The organism is Phaeobacter gallaeciensis, from assembly GCF_001678945.1.
Taxonomy (GTDB): domain Bacteria; phylum Pseudomonadota; class Alphaproteobacteria; order Rhodobacterales; family Rhodobacteraceae; genus Phycobacter; species Phycobacter gallaeciensis_A.
In genome coordinates this window covers 3205614-3222465 of sequence record NZ_CP015124.1, presented here as the reverse complement: position 1 = coordinate 3222465, position 16852 = coordinate 3205614, and the positions used below count along the sequence as shown (strand labels likewise).

Below are 16852 nucleotides of genomic sequence, written 5' to 3'. Positions count from 1 at the left end.
TCAGATATCCTTCATCAGGCGCAGCGCATCATAGATCGCCGCATGGGTGTTGCGGGCCGAAACCGCATCCCCGATCCGGAACAGCTGGAAGGTGCCATCTTCATTGCGCGCCACCTGTTGCGGCTTCCCTGCGATCAGCGCCTCGTGATCCAGCTCGCCGCCATTGCGGCTGAGCGGTTTCAGATCGAAGTAGAGCTCATCCAGCGGCAGGGTGCCGTAGTTCACCACCACCTGATCGTAATCGGCGGTATAGCTGTGATCGCTGTAATCGGTGCCGACGGTCGCGGTCAGGACATTGCCGTTCTTGGCCACATCGAGCAGACGGCGCGTCACGGTGAAACGCACGTCCTTGTCCTGAAGGCTACGCATGTAAGGCACCAGGTTCATCGCCATGATGTCGGGGGCGAACACCCGGTCCGGCGTCATCACCTCGACCGTGCTGCCCGCCGCAGCAGCGACCTCGGCCGCCATCAGGGCGGGGTGATCGCCGCTTTCGTCGTAGATCAGCACGTTCTGCGCAGGCTTCACATCGCCCGAGATCAGATCCCAGGCCGAGACCACATTGGCAGCTTCTTCCTTTTCCTCAAACAGATGCCCGTTGGGCAGGCCGCCAGTGGCCACGATCACCACATCGGGGTTGAGGGCGGTGACATCCGCCGCCTCGGCCCAGGTGTTGAAATGGAAGGTCACATCGCGCGCCGCGCATTGCGCCATGCGCCAGTCGATGATGCCGATCATCTCGCGGCGGCGCGGGCTTTGCGCGGTCAGCAGCACCTGACCGCCGGGATCGGCGGCCGCCTCGAACACCGTCACATCGTGGCCGCGCTCGGCAGCGACGCGGGCGGCTTCCAGCCCTGCCGGGCCTGCGCCGACGACAACGACCTTCTTCTTTTGCGTCGCCGCAGGGATTTCATGCGGCATGGTCAGCTCGCGCCCGGTGGCAGCGTTGTGGATACAAAGGGCATCGCCCGCCTGATAGATCCGGTCGAGACAGTAGGTGGCACCGACACAGGGGCGAATATCATCCTCGCGCCCCTCCATGATCTTTTTTACCACATGGGGGTCGGCCATATGGGCGCGGGTCATCCCCACCATATCCAAGAGCCCCGAGGCCACCGCATGCCGCGCCGTCGCCACATCGGGAATGCGCGCGGCATGGAAAGTGGGCATGCCGGTGGCCTGTTTCACCGATCCGGCAAAATCAAGATGCGGCGCGGCGGCCATGCCCTGCACCGGGATCACGTCAGTCATCGCCGGATCGGTATGGATGCGCCCCCGGATCACGTTGAGGAAATCCACCATGCCGGTGGCAGACAGGCGTTTGGAGATCTCGAGCCCCTCTTCAGGGGTGATGCCACCTGCCTGATCCTCATCCGCCGTGTAGCGCAGGCCGACGATGAAATCGTCCCCGACCCGGTCGCGCACCGCCTGAAGCACATCCAGCGGCAGTTTCATGCGGCTTTCCAGACTCTGCCCGCCATAGGGACCGTCCAGATCATTGGTCAGTGGCGACCAGAACTGATCCAGAAGGTGCCCGTAGACCTGCAATTCGATGCCATCCATGCCGCCTGCCTTCATCCGTTCGGCGGCATCGGCGAAATCGGTGATGATGCGCTCGATATCCCAATCTTCCGCCAATTTCGGAAAGGCCCGGTGCGCCGGTTCGCGGTGGCGGGTGGAGCTGACCGAAGGCAGCCAATCGCCCTTGTTCCAGTTGGTGCGGCGCCCCAGATGGGTCAGCTGGATCATCACCGCCGCGCCGTGTTCGTGCACCCGGTCGGTCAGCGCCTGGATCCAGGGCACCACCTCGTCCTTGTAGGCCAGCACGTTGTTGAACACCGGCGGGCTGTCCTTGGACACCGCTGCCGACCCCGCCGTCATGGTCAGCGCCACACCCGCCTTGGCCCGTTCGGCGTGATAGGCGGCATAGCGTTCCTTTGGCATGCCGTCCTCGGGGTAGGCCGGTTCATGGCTGGTGGTCATGATCCGGTTGCGCAGGGTGAGGTGTTTCAGTTGGTAGGGCTGCAAAAGCGGATCATTGGACATCTTGGCGCTCTCCTTGCGGGCATCTGTTGCTGGGTGGTCGGGTCAATGGTGAAACGGAAACGGGTTCAGGAAAAGGCCTCACTACAGGACTTAATACCAAGCATCGGGCACCTCGGCTTTCTTCTGGGTGATAAAGGCCTGAAGCGCCTCATCCGTACCTTCGTCCATCGCGGGCGCCTCATAGGCGGCCAGCTGTGCCTTCCAGCGAGCGTTGGCACGGGAGGCCGCATCGACGCCGCCCTTTTCATCCCAGGTTTCCCAAGGCTGGTGATCGTCCACCGCGCTATCCCAATAGGCGGTCTGGTAATGGCGCAGGGTGTGCTGGGTGGAAAACAGGTGCTGCCCGGGGCCGCCTTCGGCAAGAGCGTCGAACCCGAGCGTGTCGTCGTTGACCTCGAACCCGTTCAGATAGGCATGCAGCGCCCCGCAAAGGTCCGTATCCAGAATGAATTTCTCGTAGGACATCGACAAAAGCCCATCAAGGAACCCCGCCGAATGCAGGATGTAATTCGCGCCGCATTGCACCGCCGACATCATCGACATCATCGCCTGCTGCATCGCCTGCGCGTCGGGCAGCTTCGAGGTTGAGAAATTCCCGGCGCAGCGCAGCGGCAGATTCAGGCGACGCGCCAGCTGCCCCATGGCCAGCGAGGCCAGCGCCGGTTCCGGTGTACCAAAGGTGGGCGAGCCCGACCGCAGCGACATGGAACTGATGAAGGAGCCCAGAATGGTTGGGGCACCGGGACGCACCAGCTGGGTGATGGCGCAGGACACCATGGTTTCGGCCAGGCATTGCGCCAGCGCCCCGGCCATAGTCAGCGGCGCCACTGCCCCGCCCAGCAGGAAGGGCAGATGGATCGAACCCTGCCCCGCCGCCGCATAGGCACGGATCCCCTGCGAGGTGACGCCATCGATCACCAGCGGTGAGGTGGTGTTGAAATTGCCCATGATGACGCAGTTCTGATCGACGAACTCCGCACCAAACAAGATGCGGCACATCTCGATACTGTCCTCGGCACGCTCGGGCGCGGTGATCGAGCCCAGGAAGGCCCGGTCGCTATAGCGCATATGGGCATAAACCATATCCAGATGCCGCTTGTTGACGGCGATATCGGTTGGCTCGCAGATGGTGCCGCCGGAATGGTGCAGAAAGGGGCTCATCTGCGCCAGTTTCACGAAATTGCGGAAATCGGCGATGGTGCCGTAGCGGCGGCCATTGTCCAGATCCATCACGAAGGGTGAGCCGTATGAGGGCGCCAGCACCATGGCATCGCCGCCGATTTCAACAGAATTGGCGGGGTTGCGGGCGTGCTGGGTAAACCGCGCGGGCGCGGTTTTCAGGATCTCCCGGATCATGCCAGGGGCAAATTTCAGGTTCCAGCTGCTGGCGGTCAGATCGGTCACCTCGGCGCCTGCCGCGCGGAACAGGGCAACGGTTTCTGGATCGTCGCGGAACTCCAGTCCGATCTCGGACATGATACGCTCGGCGGTGGCCTCGATCTGCGCAAGACTCTCCTCGGACAGGATGTCATAGGTGGGAATCCTGCGGCTGATATAGGGCACGCGCAGGTGTTCGTTCTGCCCCGGCTCTGCCGTGCGCCCAGCGCTGCGGCGCGCCCGCCGTCCCCGCGATTTGACTGCCACCTCTGCCATCTGTGCGACCTCCTCTTATCGAATTGACATCATCTGTTGACATTAGTGTCAATTCAATAATCACATGCGTCAACTTCGATTGCGTCACGAGGATGTCGCTGTTATGCAAAATGCCATGAACGCTTCTCAGACCCTTGCAGAACTCTCCCAGCAGACTAGCAGCGCGGATGCCTGGCTGATGGCCGCCTATGAAGAGCTGACCGCCCATGGCGTCGGCGCGGTGAAGATCATGCCGCTGGCGAAAAAACTGGGGGTCTCGCGCACCAGTTTCTACTGGTATTTCAAGGATCGCGAGGCGCTTCTGGAGGCGATGATCCGCCACTGGGAGGACAAGAACACCAGCAATCTGGTCGCCCGCACCGAAGCCTATGCGGAGAACCTGTTCGAGGCGGTGTTTAACCTGTTTGATTGCTGGCTAGACCCGGATCTGTTCGATTCCCGACTGGATCTGGCGATCCGCAACTGGGCGCGCAGCGACCCGTCGCTACAGGCCCGACTGGATCTGGCCGATGCTCGCCGCAAGAGGGCGATGACCGATATGCTGATCCGGTACGGGTATGATCCCGAGGACGCCGAGATCCGCGCACTCACCATGATCTACACTCAGATCGGCTATATCTCGATGCAGGTGCACGAGGACGCGGCCCAGCGTCTGGCGCGGATGCCGGGCTATATGGAGGTCTTCACCGGCCAGAAGCCCGCGCAAAAGGACATCGACCGCTTCATGGCGCGCCATCGCTGAACAGCGCGCTGTTCCTTAGTCGTTGAAGATCGCCACCGCCCGAATGAATCCGGCAGAGGCACCCTTGATCTTGAACGGAAAGCAGGAAATTTCGAACCCCGTGGGCGGCAGCTTATCGAGGTTTGTCAGCTTCTCCATATGGCAATAGCCCACCTCCATCGAGGCCCGGTGCCCCTCCCAGATGATCGCCGGGTCGCCCGATTTTGCGTATTCCTGCGCCGTCAGCGGAAAGGGCGCATCCCAGCTCCAGGCATCCGTGCCGGTGACACGCACACCCCGCTCGGTCAGGTACAGCGTCGCCCCCCGCCCGATGCCGCAGCCCCGCACCAGGTAATCGGGATGCCCATAACGCGCCCCGGCCGAGGTATTGACCACCACGATATCAAGCGGCTACAATTCGTGGCCGATCCGGTCCAGCTCGGCCTCCACATCCGCGGCTGTAACCACATAGCCATCGTCGAAATGGCGGAAATCCAGTTTTACCCCCGGCGCCATGCACCATTCCAGCGGCACCTCGTCGATGGTGATCGCCCGCTCCCCGCCATTCATGGTGGAATGATGGTGATAGGGCGCATCCAGATGGGTGCCGTTGTGGGTGGCGATCTGCAGCCGTTCGATCGCCCAGCCCTCACCGCCGGGAAGATCCTCCCGTTTCAGCCCCGGGAAAAAGCTCATCACCTGTTCAGCGGTCTGATCGTGAGAAAGGTATTCGATCTGCGGCAGCATGATCTCTGGGTCGGACTGGATACCTGTTTCTAGAGCAACGGAAAGATCGACAAATCGGCGCGGCATGGGAAATCCTTTTTGAAATCTGCCGCGATGCTAGCGCCTCAGGGCAGGCATGAGAACAGGGTTCTGTTGTCGCGAAACCAAGGTTCCAGAATGCCCTTGAGCGCCGTGACCTTGGCCGATCCCTGCAGGTCCCGGTGGCTCAGCAACCAGATCGGCGCGTAGGGTTGTACCGGCAGATGCGGCAGCGGCACCAACTGCGGATAGGCGCGCCCAAGGAAGACGGGCATGCGCAGGGCACCCATCCCCGCCAGCGCCGCGGCAATCATGCTGGGCATATCATCAAGCCGCGCCCGCACCCATATATCGGGATGGATCTTCAGCGCGGCGGCGGGCGGCGCATCATGCCCCGCATAAAGCACCCATTCCAGCGGCGCCTGAGGATCGCGCGCCGCCGCTTCGGCGATCTCGGGCAGCGCGAAAAATCCGCTCTGCTGTTCGGTCAGCTTGCGCCCCACCAGCGTCTCCTGCGGGTGACGACTGATCCTGAGCGCCAGATCCGCCTCGCGCCGGGCCAGATCCAGAACGCCATTGTCCGCCCTGACGGTCAGCTCCAACTGTTGGTGTTCTGCCGTGAACTCTGCCAACAGCGGCGCCAGAAAGGTCTGGATCAGCAAGGGCGGCGCGGTGAGGCTCAAAGGGCCGCTCAGATCCTGCGCCCGGCCCGACAGGCGCCGCATCGCCGCCTGCTCCTCGGCCTCCATTCGGGCGGCGGCCGCAGCGATCTCATGCGCCTCATCGGTCGGGTGATAGCCCTCGGGGCGGCGTTCGAACAACGGACGACCCAGCGCCTCCTCGGCGCGGCGGATGCGGCGCGCCACGGTGGTATAGGTCAGCCCCAGTTGCGCGCCCGCAGCGGCCAGATTACCGCCGCGCACCAGCGCAAGAACGGTCTGCATATCATCCCATGTGATCTTCATGCGTGCGTTTTTGCATGTCTGATGTCGAAATTCACGCGTTTTTCTACACCACACTGCCGGGCATTTAGCACGGGTTGAAACACGGGTCGCAAAACCGACCACTCCACAGAAGGAAACGCATCATGGTCTATGCCTATGTCAATCTGCCCATCACCAACCCGGACAGCTTTGCCGCCTATCGCGAAAAAGCAGGCGCCGCGCTTGCAAAACACGGGGTGCGGGTCGTGACCTCCTCCCCGCAGCAGCGGGTGATTGAAGGCTCCCGTGACGAAACCGGGGTCGGCGTGATCCTGGAATTCGACAGCACCGAGGCTGCGCTCGGCTGGATAAACGATGAAGAGTTGAAAGAAGTGCACGGCCTGCGTCAGGCCGCGGGCAACGGGGCCATCACCCTCTTGGGTTAACCCATACAAATAAAACCGGGCGCAATGTGGATGACATTGCGCCCGGTAACAGTCTCATTTGGCTGGATTACTCGGCCGCGATCTGTTCTTCCGCCTTTTCGACCCGGACCGCCGAGAATTTGAACTCGGGGATCATGCCGTAGGGGTCCAGCGCCGAGTTGGTCAGCACGTTCGCTGCCGCCTCGACATAGGCGAAGGGCACAAAGACCATATCTTCGGACACGGCCCGGTCGGCGCGCGCCATGATCTTGATCGAACCGCGCCGGGTGGAGAGACGCACCATGCCGCCGGGCTCAACACCTAGTTTGCGCAGGGTCTTCGGATGCAGCGAGCAGTTCGCTTCCGGCTCCACCGCGTCCAGTACCAGCGACCGGCGGGTCATCGCCCCGGTGTGCCAATGCTCCAGCTGGCGGCCGGTGGTCATGATCATCGGATACTCATCATCCGGCGCCTCATCCGGGGCGATCACTGCCGCCGGCGTGAACATCGCCTTGCCACCTTCGCGCGGGAAGCCATCGCCGAACACCACCGACTGGCCCGGATCCTCGGGCGACAGCGACGGGTAGGCCACGGTCTCGTTCTCCAGCCGCTCCCAGGTGATGTTGTTGAGCGACTTCATGTTGAGCTTCATCTCGGCAAAGACCTCGGACACATCGGTATAGGTCCAGGGCAGACCGATCCGCTGCGCCAGATCGACGGTGATCGACCAATCCTCGCGCGCCTCACCCGGAGGGGTGACAGCCGGGCGGACCCGCTGCACCTGCCGGTTGGTGTTCGAGACGGTGCCGTTCTTCTCGTAAAGAGCCGAAGCGGGCAGGATGATATCGGCAAAGTTCGCCGTCTCAGTCAGGAAGATATCCTGCACGATCATCAGTTCCAGCTTGGCAAAGGCCTCCCGCGCGTGATCCGCGTCGGGGTCGGACATCGCCGGGTTCTCACCCTGGATGTACATGCCCTTGATATTGCCCGCATAGACCTGATCGACGATCTCGGTCACCGTCAGGCCCTTCTCGTTCGAGAAGTCGCCGCCACCCCAGACATCGGTAAAGGAGCTGCGCACTTCGTCGCTGGTCACCGTCTGGTAATCCGGCAGGAACATCGGGATCAGGCCGGCATCGGATGCACCTTGCACATTGTTCTGACCGCGCAGCGGGTGCAGGCCCGTGCCCGGACGCCCAACGTTGCCGGTCATCAGCGCCAGGCTGATCAGGCAGCGCGAGTTGTCGGTGCCGTGGATATGCTGGCTGACGCCCATGCCCCAGAAGATCAGCGCAGATTGCGCGCCAGCGAACATCCGGGCCACGCGGCGCAGCTGCTCCGGCGGGATGCCACAGATTTCGCTCATCTTCTCAGGGGTGAACTGGCGCAGATGCTCTTTCTCGGCGGCCCAGTTGTCGGTCCAGCGGTGGATGTACTGGCTGTCGTAGAGCTCCTCCTCGACGATCACGTTCATGATCGCGTTCAACATCGACACATCCGCCCCGGGACGGAACTGCAGCATCTCAGTCGCGTAGCGGCGCATGCCGACACCGCGCGGATCCATCACGATCAACTTGCCACCGCGTTTGGTGAACTGCTTGAAGTAGGTGGCCGCCACCGGGTGGTTCTCGATCGGGTTGGCACCGATGATGATCGCCACATCGGCGTTTTCGATCTCGTTGAAGCTGGCGGTCACCGCACCGGAGCCGACGTTTTCGATCAGCGCCGCCACCGAGGAAGCGTGGCACAGACGGGTGCAGTGGTCGACGTTGTTATGCTTGAAACCCTGGCGAATGAACTTCTGGAAGAGATAGGCTTCTTCGTTGGTGCATTTTGCCGAGCCAAAGCCCGCAACGTTGCGCGGATCCTCGTTGCGCAGCTTGATCAGCCCCTTGGCCGCGAGATCCAGCGCCTCTTCCCAAGTCGCTTCGCGGAAATGGGTGGAGAGGTTGCCCGGATCGACGTTCAGCCCCTTGGCCGGCGCGTCGTCGCGACGGATCAGCGGCTTGGTCAGGCGGTGCGGGTGGTGGATGTAGTCGTAGCCAAAGCGGCCCTTGACGCAGAGACGGCCTTCGTTCGCCGGGCCATTGATGCCCTCGACGTATTTGACCTTGCCGTCCTTCACCTTGAGGCTGACCTTGCAGCCGACGCCGCAGAAGGGGCAGACGCTCTCGGTCTCGGAATCGTAATCCTTGCTGTCGCCCACCTGCGCCTCGTCCACCACAGAGGCGGGCATCAGCGCGCCGGTCGGGCAGGCCTGAACGCATTCACCGCAGGCCACGCAGGAGGACGCGCCCATCGGGTCGGCGATATCAAAGGTCGGATAGGCATCGTGACCGCGCCCGGCCATACCGATGACATCGTTCACCTGCACTTCGCGGCACGCACGCACGCAGAGGCCGCAGGAGATACAGGCGTCAAGGTTCACGCTCATCGCGACGTGGCTGTCATCGAGTAGCGGAATGCGGCCCTCTTCCAGCTTGGGGAAACGCGACTCCGAAACCCCGTTCAGCTCGGCCATGTCCCACAGGTGCGAGGACTTATCATGCGCCTCTTCCTGTTTGGGCTGGTCGGCCACCAGCAGTTCCATCACCATCTTGCGGGCATTTGTGGCGCGCGCATTGTTGGTGGTGACAACCATGCCCTCGGCGGGTTCGCGGATACAGGAAGCTGCGAGCGTGCGCTCGCCTTCGATCTCCACCATACAGGCGCGACAGTTGCCGTCGGGGCGGTAGCCCGGCTGCGGCTTGTGGCACAGATGTGGGATCTTCAGGCCGCGACCGTTCGCGACTTCCCAGATGGTCATGCCCGCATCTGCGGTGACCTGTTCGCCGTCGAGGGTAAAGGTGATTTGCTTCGACATGGCTCAGATCTCCTTGGCTTGCGAAGATGAGAATAGGGGAGTGCCCGACCCGGGGTGGGCGTGAAGCGCCCGCCCATGGGGGCGGGTCGGGCGCTGCCCGGCGTTACCCGCCGGGCGGAACATCAACTGAAGGATCATGCTCAGATCTCCTCCGGGAAATGTTTCATGGTCAAACGGATCGGGTTCGGCGCGGCCTGGCCCAGACCACAGATAGAGGCATCGACCATGGTCTGGCTCAGCTCCTCCAAAAGGCCCTGATCCCACTTGTCGGCCTGCATCAGTTTTACCGCCTTCTCGCAGCCAGCCCGGCAGGGGGTGCACTGGCCACAGCTTTCATCCTCAAAGAACCGCAGCATATTGAGCGCGGCCTCGCGGGCGCTGTCCTGATCGGACAGGACCACCACGGCAGCCGAGCCGATGAATGTGCCATGTGGTTGCAGCGTGTCGAAATCGAGCGGGATATCGTCCATATGCGCTGGCAACAGACCGGAGGACGGACCGCCCGGCTGATAGGCCTTGAAGGCGTGGCCATCGAGCATACCGCCCGCGGCCTCGATGATATCAGCGATGGTGGAACCTGCGGGCAGCAGATGAACACCGGGGTTCTTGACCCGGCCCGAGACGGAGTAGTTGCGCAGCCCCTTGCGACCGTTCTTTTCAACCGAATTCAGCACTTCGGGGCCAAACCGGCAGATGCGCGCCACCCAGTAGAGGGTTTCGACATTGTGCACGAGCGTCGGCTGACCAAAGATCCCCACCTGCGCCACAAACGGCGGGCGGTGGCGCGGTTCACCGCGCTTGCCTTCGATGCTTTCGATCATCGCGCTTTCTTCGCCGCAGATATAGGCCCCTGCCCCGCGGCGCAGATCGATATAGCCTTCCTCGACAATACCGGCATCTTCCAGCGCCTTGATCTCGCGGCGCAGGATTTCCAGCACCGCCGGATATTCGTCGCGCATATAGATAAAGGCTTTCTCGGCCTCGACGGCCCAGGCGCCGATCAGCATGCCCTCAAGGAACATATGCGGGTCGCGCTCAAGATGGTGACGGTCCTTGAATGTGCCGGGCTCGCCCTCATCGCCATTCACGGCCAGATAGCGGGGACCGGGATTGGCGCGTACAAAGCCCCATTTCTTGCCGGAGGGGAAACCGGCGCCGCCAAGACCGCGCAGACCGGCCTCAAGCACCTTGTCCTGCACCGCTTCCCAGTCGCCGCCCGCGCGCAGCTCGGCAAGGATGCGATAGCCGCCATCGGCGACATATTCGGCATAGGTTTGGTAATCAGGGATCTGCGGGTGCGTGTCACCGGCGTGAACGGCGGCAATCGCCTTTTCCGCAGTGGCGTGATCGATGTGATTGTGACCGATCTCCAACACCGGCGCCGTGTCGCAACGGCCCATGCAAGGCGCGCGCAGCACACGCACCTCGGACGGGTCCAGCCCATCCTCCAGCGCTTTTTGCAGCTGCTGGGCACCGGCCAGTTCGCAGGACAGGCTGTCGCAAACCCGGATGGTCAGCGCAGGCGGAGGGGTCTCGCCTTCCTTCACCACATCGAAATGTGCGTAGAAACTGGCGACCTCATAGATCTCGGCCTGACCGGTGCGCATTTCCTCGGCCAGCGCCCGGATATGCGCCGCGCTGAGACAGCCATACGCATCCTGGATGAGATGCAGGAATTCGATCAGAAGATCGCGATTGCGGGGGCGGTCCCCCAGAAGTGCCAAGACTTCCTCGTGGGCCTGATCGTCAAGCTGACGACCCTTGGGGGTTTTGCGTCCCTTGCCCTTGCCGGATTTCCATACGCCCTTGCTATTGTCCAACGGTGCCACGTTGATCTCCACTTCGCTGGTGCCATGCGCTTTGGCATTTCATCAGCTGTGAATATCGTCAAATCGCATATTCATAAGGCACGATAACGAAGACTTATTGTTCAAAGGCGGCAACCACGTCCCTCAGCGCCCGGACCGTGGTCAGCTCGGGCTCGCGGTCCAGCGTGGCCATGCAGATCGGCCGCGCCTGTTCCGGCGCCTCCAGCCGCAGCACCCGGGTTCCTTCGATCGGGCCCAGCGCATCTGCCAGCGCTTGCGGCAGGATGGTAGCCACAAGCCCCTCACGCGCCATAATAATAGCGGACATAAAGCCGCTGGATTCCGACAGGACCTCGGGCCGCAGCCCCTGCTCGGCAAAGATCCAATCCAGAATACGCCGGTTCTGCATCGATTGATCCAAGAGGCTCAGCGGCAGTTCAGCAGCCTGTGCCCAGCTGATTTCACCGGCGCCCTCGCCCGTCTGCAGAGCGATCTGCGCCACCAAGCGGACCGGCGCCAGAACCACATAACGTTCGTCGTAAAGCGGCTGCCTGATCACAAGATTTTGTTCGATGGAGTCCATATACGTGAGCCCCGCATCCAGCGTTCCCTCGAACAGACGCTGCTGGATGGCCGCCGAAGACATCACGTTGATTCGAGCCAGAATGCGCGGGTGCGCCTGTTGCAGCCGGTTGACCAACCGCGCCGCGAAACTGGTGGCCGTCGGCACCACACCCAGATCCAGCGTGCCAGTAACCTGCCCGCGGGCCGCCGCGATCTCCTGCTCCAGCGCCCGGGCGTCATCCAGCAGCGACCGGCCCCGCGCCACGATCAGCTCGCCTTCGCCTGTCAAACCCTGAAACCGGTTGCCGCGCCGCACGATGGACACGCCCAACTTGTCCTCCAGGTTGCGGATCCGCATCGAGAAGGCAGGCTGCGACATGCCGCATTCTTGTGCAGCTTTGGCGAAATGCTGGTGTCGGGCCAGCGCCGTCAGCAGCTGTAGGTCTTTGAGCTCAATCATGCGGTGACATTAGGGGCTTGCAGAGTGCAACTTCAATGCCGCGCGGTTCGGTCCAGATCACAATGACTTTTCCAATATTCGAAAGCTCGCGATGCCTGACATAGGCAGAATGCGATGCCATGAATGGAATCGACTGGTAGCCGCCCCTGTGCCGTCAATATTCAACCATCAAAAACGCCATGAAAACCGCGAGATAACACTTACAATTTTAAGCTTGTTATCTCCAATGCCCGCCTGCACACGCTTCCCTTCCCCCTGTTTCAAGGCTGTGTCTTCCTTACTGCGCCCTGTCACACAATCGTGATTTTGAATATAATTCAGAGGCTTGCTGCATTTCGCAGGAACGCCCCTGACCAGTCGCTGCAACGCAGAATTTCCCTTCAAAACCTGGCCCAAAGGCCGCCCAGGACCCTCACTGCACCGTTAATTCATCCGTAAACCCTTGGACCTAGCGTCGATTGTGGTCTGCATCCCGACCTAAATCACAGCAAAGAGTATCCAATGCGTATAGTTACCTGTTCCGCCCTGTTTTCCCTTGTTCTGTCGCCCGTCTGGGCCAACGACTTTGAGCCAAGCATGAAAGCGTATCTGGAAAATAGCATCCGTGACTGGGCAACCGCCCCGGTTCTGATTGATGCCATCAACGGGCAAAACGCCCGGACTTCCGGCTATTCGCAAGCTCAGATCGATGCCATGGACACAGCTTGGCGCGCCGAAGTGGGGACCGCCTCCACACCGACGATCACGCCTGTGCTGGAGAATGCCGCCGCCGACTTCCTGCGCGAGCAGGTGGTGAAATCGGGTGGCCAGATCACCGAAGTTTTCGTCATGGATGCCCATGGGCTGAACGTGGCTGCCTCGGCGGCGACCTCTGACATGTGGCAAGGCGACGAGGCCAAGTTCCAGCAGACCTACCCCGTCGGCCCGGATGCCGCGCACTTCGGGGATGTCGAGCTTGATGCATCTACCCAAAGCTATCAGGCGCAAATCTCGCTTACCATTGTGGATCCCGCAACCGGCGCTCCGATCGGAGCAATGACGGTGGCTGTTGACGCTGAATCGCTGATGTAATCCAGCGCGTTCCACGCACTGCAAAAGATCGAAAGGTGCACAAATGAAAGTCCGTCTTCCCTCGATATCCCTGTTCAAAGGCATGTCGGTATTCATGAAATGCTGCCTGTTGATCGCGGCAACCACTCTGGTGGTAGCCGGATCGCTGACCTACAAGAACGAGAAGACCTTCAAGGCCGCCGTTGAAAAGGGCGTCCGCACGCTGGGCAGCGGGGTCACAATCACCGTGGCAGCCCGCAGTGGCGGCGCCATCCGGTTTGGGGACTCGGACCGGCTGTCGGCTGATATCGAGAAACTGATCGAACTGTCCGATGGCCGCGCCCTGGCAGGGGTTGCCGTAAACAAGGATGGCAAGGTCGTTGCAACCGGAGGAGAAATCAGCGAAGCCGACCTGGCAAAGCTGAGCGAGCTCGGCCATGCCTCGGCCCAGTCTGGTCAGACGGAAATGTCGGCGGACGGTTACTATGTTGCCGCTCCCGCGACGGCCGGGGCAGATGGATCCGTCATTGTCGGCTCTGTCGCAATGCTCTGGTCGCCCGAGGTGGCCTTTGCCGAAGCCGCCTTTGACGAAATGATGTCCATGGTCTTCGCGATCGCCGCCTTTGTGATCATGTGTACACTATCGGTCTTTGCACTGCGCTCTATCCTGTCGCGCCCGCTCAGCAGCGTCACCAAGTCGATCGACGTGATTGCCGACGGCGATTACGACACCGAAGTCAGCCACCTAGACCGCCGCGACGAAATCGGCCGGATTGCCCAGACGCTGGATCATTTGAAGTCCCAACTGGCCGCCGCCCGTGAGGTGGAGGAGCAGCGCAAGGTGGCCCAGGCTGAGCAGAAAAAGGTCGTCGAAACGCTGAACGTGGCGCTGCAGGACATGTCCGAAGGCGATCTGAGCAAGACCATCGACACGCCCTTTGCCACCGAATACGAAAGCCTGCGCCAGAACTACAATGCCACCGTGGAAAAGATGGTCGGCATCATCGACGCGGTGATCGACAATTCGACCCGCATCCGGGAAAACTCCGAGGAAATCAGCCAGTCGTCCAGCGATCTGTCGCAGCGCACCGAAAGCCAGGCGGCCACGCTGGAGGAGACTGCAGCGGCCATGGAAGAGCTGACCGTCAGCGTCCGCTCCGCCGCGGATGGCGCCAAGGAAGTTGAAACCATCGTGACCGAGGCGAAATCCACCGCCGAGCAAAGCGGCAAGGTGGTGACCGATGCGGTCAACGCGATGTCCCAGATCGAAACCTCTTCCGAAAAGATCTCGCAGATCATCTCGGTCATTGACGATATCTCCTTCCAGACCAACCTTCTGGCGCTGAACGCCGGGGTGGAAGCCGCCCGTGCAGGCGAAGCAGGCCGTGGCTTTGCCGTCGTTGCCTCCGAAGTGCGTGCCCTGGCGCAGCGTTCCTCGGATGCTGCTCAGGAGATCAAGGGCCTCATCGCCGAAAGTTCCCAGCATGTGAACAAGGGCGTTGATCTTGTCGGCAAGGCCGGTGACGAGCTGAAGAAGATCATCGACCGCGTCGGCACCATCTCCGGCCATATCTCCGAGATCGCCGGCGGCGCACGGGAACAGTCGACAACACTGGCCGAGATCAACACCGGCGTCACCCAGCTGGATCAGGTCACCCAGCACAACGCCGCCATGGTCGAAGAGGCAACCGCCGCAGCCCAGATCCTGCGCAACGATGCCAACGAACTGGCCCGGCATGTCTCGGTCTTCAACACCGGGGGCGGTCGTCGCCCCGTAGCCAGCATCGCAACGATGCCCGCGCCTTCGGCCCACCCGGCACCCGGCAGCGAGAACGACGATTTCTTTGCGGACGAGCCGCCCGCGAAAGTGGCGGTAGGCTGGGAAGACTTCTGATCCCCGCCCACTCCTCAAGGATAATAAAAACGCGGCCCAATAGGGGCCGCGTTTTTCATTGTAAGCGGGACACCATCGGCCTTTTGGGAAGGCCCCGGTGTCAACTTCCGTAAACGCTGCCCCAGCGCTCGATCAGCATCTGTTGCAGCGCTTTCGCCTTGCGGTTCCATCCACGCGCGCCTGGCGGGCGCTCGCGGTCGGCGCGTTTGATCCGTGACCGGGCCGTGGTGTTGGCGGCAAAGATCGCAAAGGCCAGCTCGGTACCGTCGGCAGCCGTCATGAAACCGCCCAGCCCCGAGACGAAATTCAGGGTCCCGGTCTTGGCCAGCACTTTGATGGGATGAGATTTCAAGACCCGCCCTTTGCGGTCCCGCATCGGAAACGGTTTCAGCAAGGGCTTCAGCTGCCCTGCCCCATGGGCCGCGATCAGCACCGTGACCAGATCATCCGGCGTCATCCGCGAGGCATCGCCAAGGCCCGAATGATCCACCAACCGGCTGTCTTTCATACCGTATTTACGCGCTGCCCAATCGCTCATCTGGGCAGCGGACTGCCGCAGCGATCCGGGACGCTTACCCGCTGCTGCTGTCGCCGACATGCCGATCATTTCAGCCATCAGATTGTTGGAATACTTCAGCATCGCCTTCAGCATCACACTCAGCGGCGGGCTCTGATGCTGGGCCAGAACCTGCGTCTGCGGCAGGTTCTGCGTGACCTTGGCCTTGCGCAGGGCAATACCGTGCGACCGCGCCAGGGTCCGGAACACATCCCCCGCATATTCCGCCGGACGCCGCACCGGCAACCAACGCGAACCACCATTGCCAAGCGCCTGACTGGCCACGGTCCATGTATCGGTGCCGCCCCGATCCGCATAGGTATAGACCGGCAGGGCCCGCTTTTTCACCCACATCCGCGCCATGGCGACCTCAGGGCGGTATTTCTGGGTGCGCGCGTCCATGCTGACGGACCAGCCCTTGGACCCGCGTTTCCATTCGAAATGAACCCGGTTGAAATTGAGCGCGATGCCAGACACCGCCGGGCTGTAACCCACGTGATCCGGCTGCTCCGGATCGATCGACTGCACCTGTGGCAAAGCGCCATCCCAGACTTTGAAATCGCCACGCACCTCACGCAGGCCCGCGGCCTTCATGCTACGCGCCAGCTGCGCAAGATGGTCGGTGTTCAGCATCGGATCGCCGCCACCAGCAAGGATCAGATCACCATGCAGCACGCCACTGCGGATCTGGCCTGCGGCCAGAACCTGCGTGGTAAACCGGTGTTCAGCCCCCAGCACATCCAGGGAATAAAGCGCCGTCAGGGTTTTTGCGACGCTGGCCGGCGGCAGCCCGGCCGCGCCCGCTTGCGATTCAAGCCGCGCTCCGGTTTTGACATCCGCCACCGCGCAGGCGACCTTGCCCTGAAGGCCAGAGCGCGCAAGCACCGTCTCCAGATCCGCCACCGCCGCAGCGGTCCGTTCTTGTGTCCGAGCTACAGGGCGCAGGGACACCGTCGGCGCATTGGCCCAGCTTGCAGATCCTGCTAGCGCCGCCATCCCGGCGCCAAGGAGTTTTCGTCGCGATATCATATCTGTCAGTGTCTTATAAAAACTGCCAAACGACAAACCCGGGCGGCTTTTTCTGTTTCGCCTCCGTGCCCTGCCTGCTACCGCTGGCCCCCATG

At 61.9% G+C, this 16852-nt stretch carries 12 protein-coding genes and 1 pseudogene; 4 read left to right on the top strand and 9 right to left on the bottom strand.

Annotated elements, in window-relative coordinates:
- Both JL2886_RS15285 and JL2886_RS15280 read right to left on the bottom strand, forming a co-directional pair.
- Window positions 1-2046 carry an NADH:flavin oxidoreductase gene (locus tag JL2886_RS15285; protein ID WP_065272791.1) on the bottom strand — a complete coding sequence of 682 codons (2046 nt, stop codon included), beginning with the start codon at window positions 2044-2046 and terminating at the stop codon, window positions 1-3.
- 90 nt (window positions 2047-2136) lie between these two features.
- Entirely contained in the window at window positions 2137-3699 is a 1563-nt protein-coding gene (locus tag JL2886_RS15280; protein ID WP_065272790.1) for a trimethylamine methyltransferase family protein, read from the bottom strand.
- A gap of 115 nt (window positions 3700-3814) precedes the next feature.
- Between JL2886_RS15280 and JL2886_RS15275 the strand changes: the two genes are divergently transcribed.
- On the top strand, window positions 3815-4441 hold the full coding sequence (locus JL2886_RS15275; RefSeq protein ID WP_065273748.1) for a TetR/AcrR family transcriptional regulator: 627 nt from the start codon (window positions 3815-3817) through the stop codon (window positions 4439-4441).
- Between the two features lie 15 nt (window positions 4442-4456).
- Here JL2886_RS15275 and JL2886_RS15270 read toward each other — a convergent pair.
- Both JL2886_RS15270 and JL2886_RS15265 read right to left on the bottom strand, forming a co-directional pair.
- Window positions 4457-5233 (bottom strand): annotated as a pseudogene (locus JL2886_RS15270) (cyclase family protein).
- 38 nt (window positions 5234-5271) lie between these two features.
- On the bottom strand, window positions 5272-6150 hold the full coding sequence (locus JL2886_RS15265; protein WP_065272789.1) for a LysR family transcriptional regulator: 879 nt from the start codon (window positions 6148-6150) through the stop codon (window positions 5272-5274).
- 122 nt (window positions 6151-6272) lie between these two features.
- On the opposite strand from JL2886_RS15265, the gene JL2886_RS15260 reads away from it, so the two are divergent.
- Window positions 6273-6554 carry a DUF1330 domain-containing protein gene (locus tag JL2886_RS15260; protein WP_065272788.1) on the top strand — a complete coding sequence of 94 codons (282 nt, stop codon included), beginning with the start codon at window positions 6273-6275 and terminating at the stop codon, window positions 6552-6554.
- A 67-nt stretch (window positions 6555-6621) separates the two neighbouring features.
- On the opposite strand, the gene fdhF is transcribed toward JL2886_RS15260, so the two are convergent.
- From fdhF to JL2886_RS15245, 4 genes are all read right to left on the bottom strand, one after another.
- Complete coding sequence (gene fdhF / locus JL2886_RS15255; RefSeq protein ID WP_065272787.1) at window positions 6622-9396, bottom strand: formate dehydrogenase subunit alpha; 2775 nt, start codon at window positions 9394-9396, stop codon at window positions 6622-6624.
- A gap of 3 nt (window positions 9397-9399) precedes the next feature.
- Window positions 9400-9534, bottom strand: a complete 135-nt coding sequence (locus tag JL2886_RS19785) for a hypothetical protein (protein ID WP_257784212.1) — start codon at window positions 9532-9534, stop codon at window positions 9400-9402.
- Between the two features lie 2 nt (window positions 9535-9536).
- Entirely contained in the window at window positions 9537-11225 is a 1689-nt protein-coding gene (locus JL2886_RS15250) for an NAD(P)H-dependent oxidoreductase subunit E (protein WP_065273747.1), read from the bottom strand.
- A 94-nt stretch (window positions 11226-11319) separates the two neighbouring features.
- Entirely contained in the window at window positions 11320-12228 is a 909-nt protein-coding gene (locus JL2886_RS15245) for a LysR family transcriptional regulator (RefSeq protein ID WP_065272786.1), read from the bottom strand.
- Window positions 12229-12729: 501 nt separating this feature from the next.
- Between JL2886_RS15245 and JL2886_RS15240 the strand changes: the two genes are divergently transcribed.
- Window positions 12730-13299 carry a hypothetical protein gene (locus tag JL2886_RS15240; RefSeq protein ID WP_065272785.1) on the top strand — a complete coding sequence of 190 codons (570 nt, stop codon included), beginning with the start codon at window positions 12730-12732 and terminating at the stop codon, window positions 13297-13299.
- 43 nt (window positions 13300-13342) lie between these two features.
- Complete coding sequence (locus JL2886_RS15235; RefSeq protein WP_065272784.1) at window positions 13343-15172, top strand: methyl-accepting chemotaxis protein; 1830 nt, start codon at window positions 13343-13345, stop codon at window positions 15170-15172.
- 100 nt (window positions 15173-15272) lie between these two features.
- On the opposite strand, the gene dacB is transcribed toward JL2886_RS15235, so the two are convergent.
- Window positions 15273-16757 (bottom strand): D-alanyl-D-alanine carboxypeptidase/D-alanyl-D-alanine-endopeptidase, encoded by a 1485-nt coding sequence (gene dacB, locus JL2886_RS15230; protein ID WP_065272783.1) that lies wholly within the window; start codon window positions 16755-16757, stop codon window positions 15273-15275.
- Between the last annotated feature and the right edge of the window lie 95 nt (window positions 16758-16852).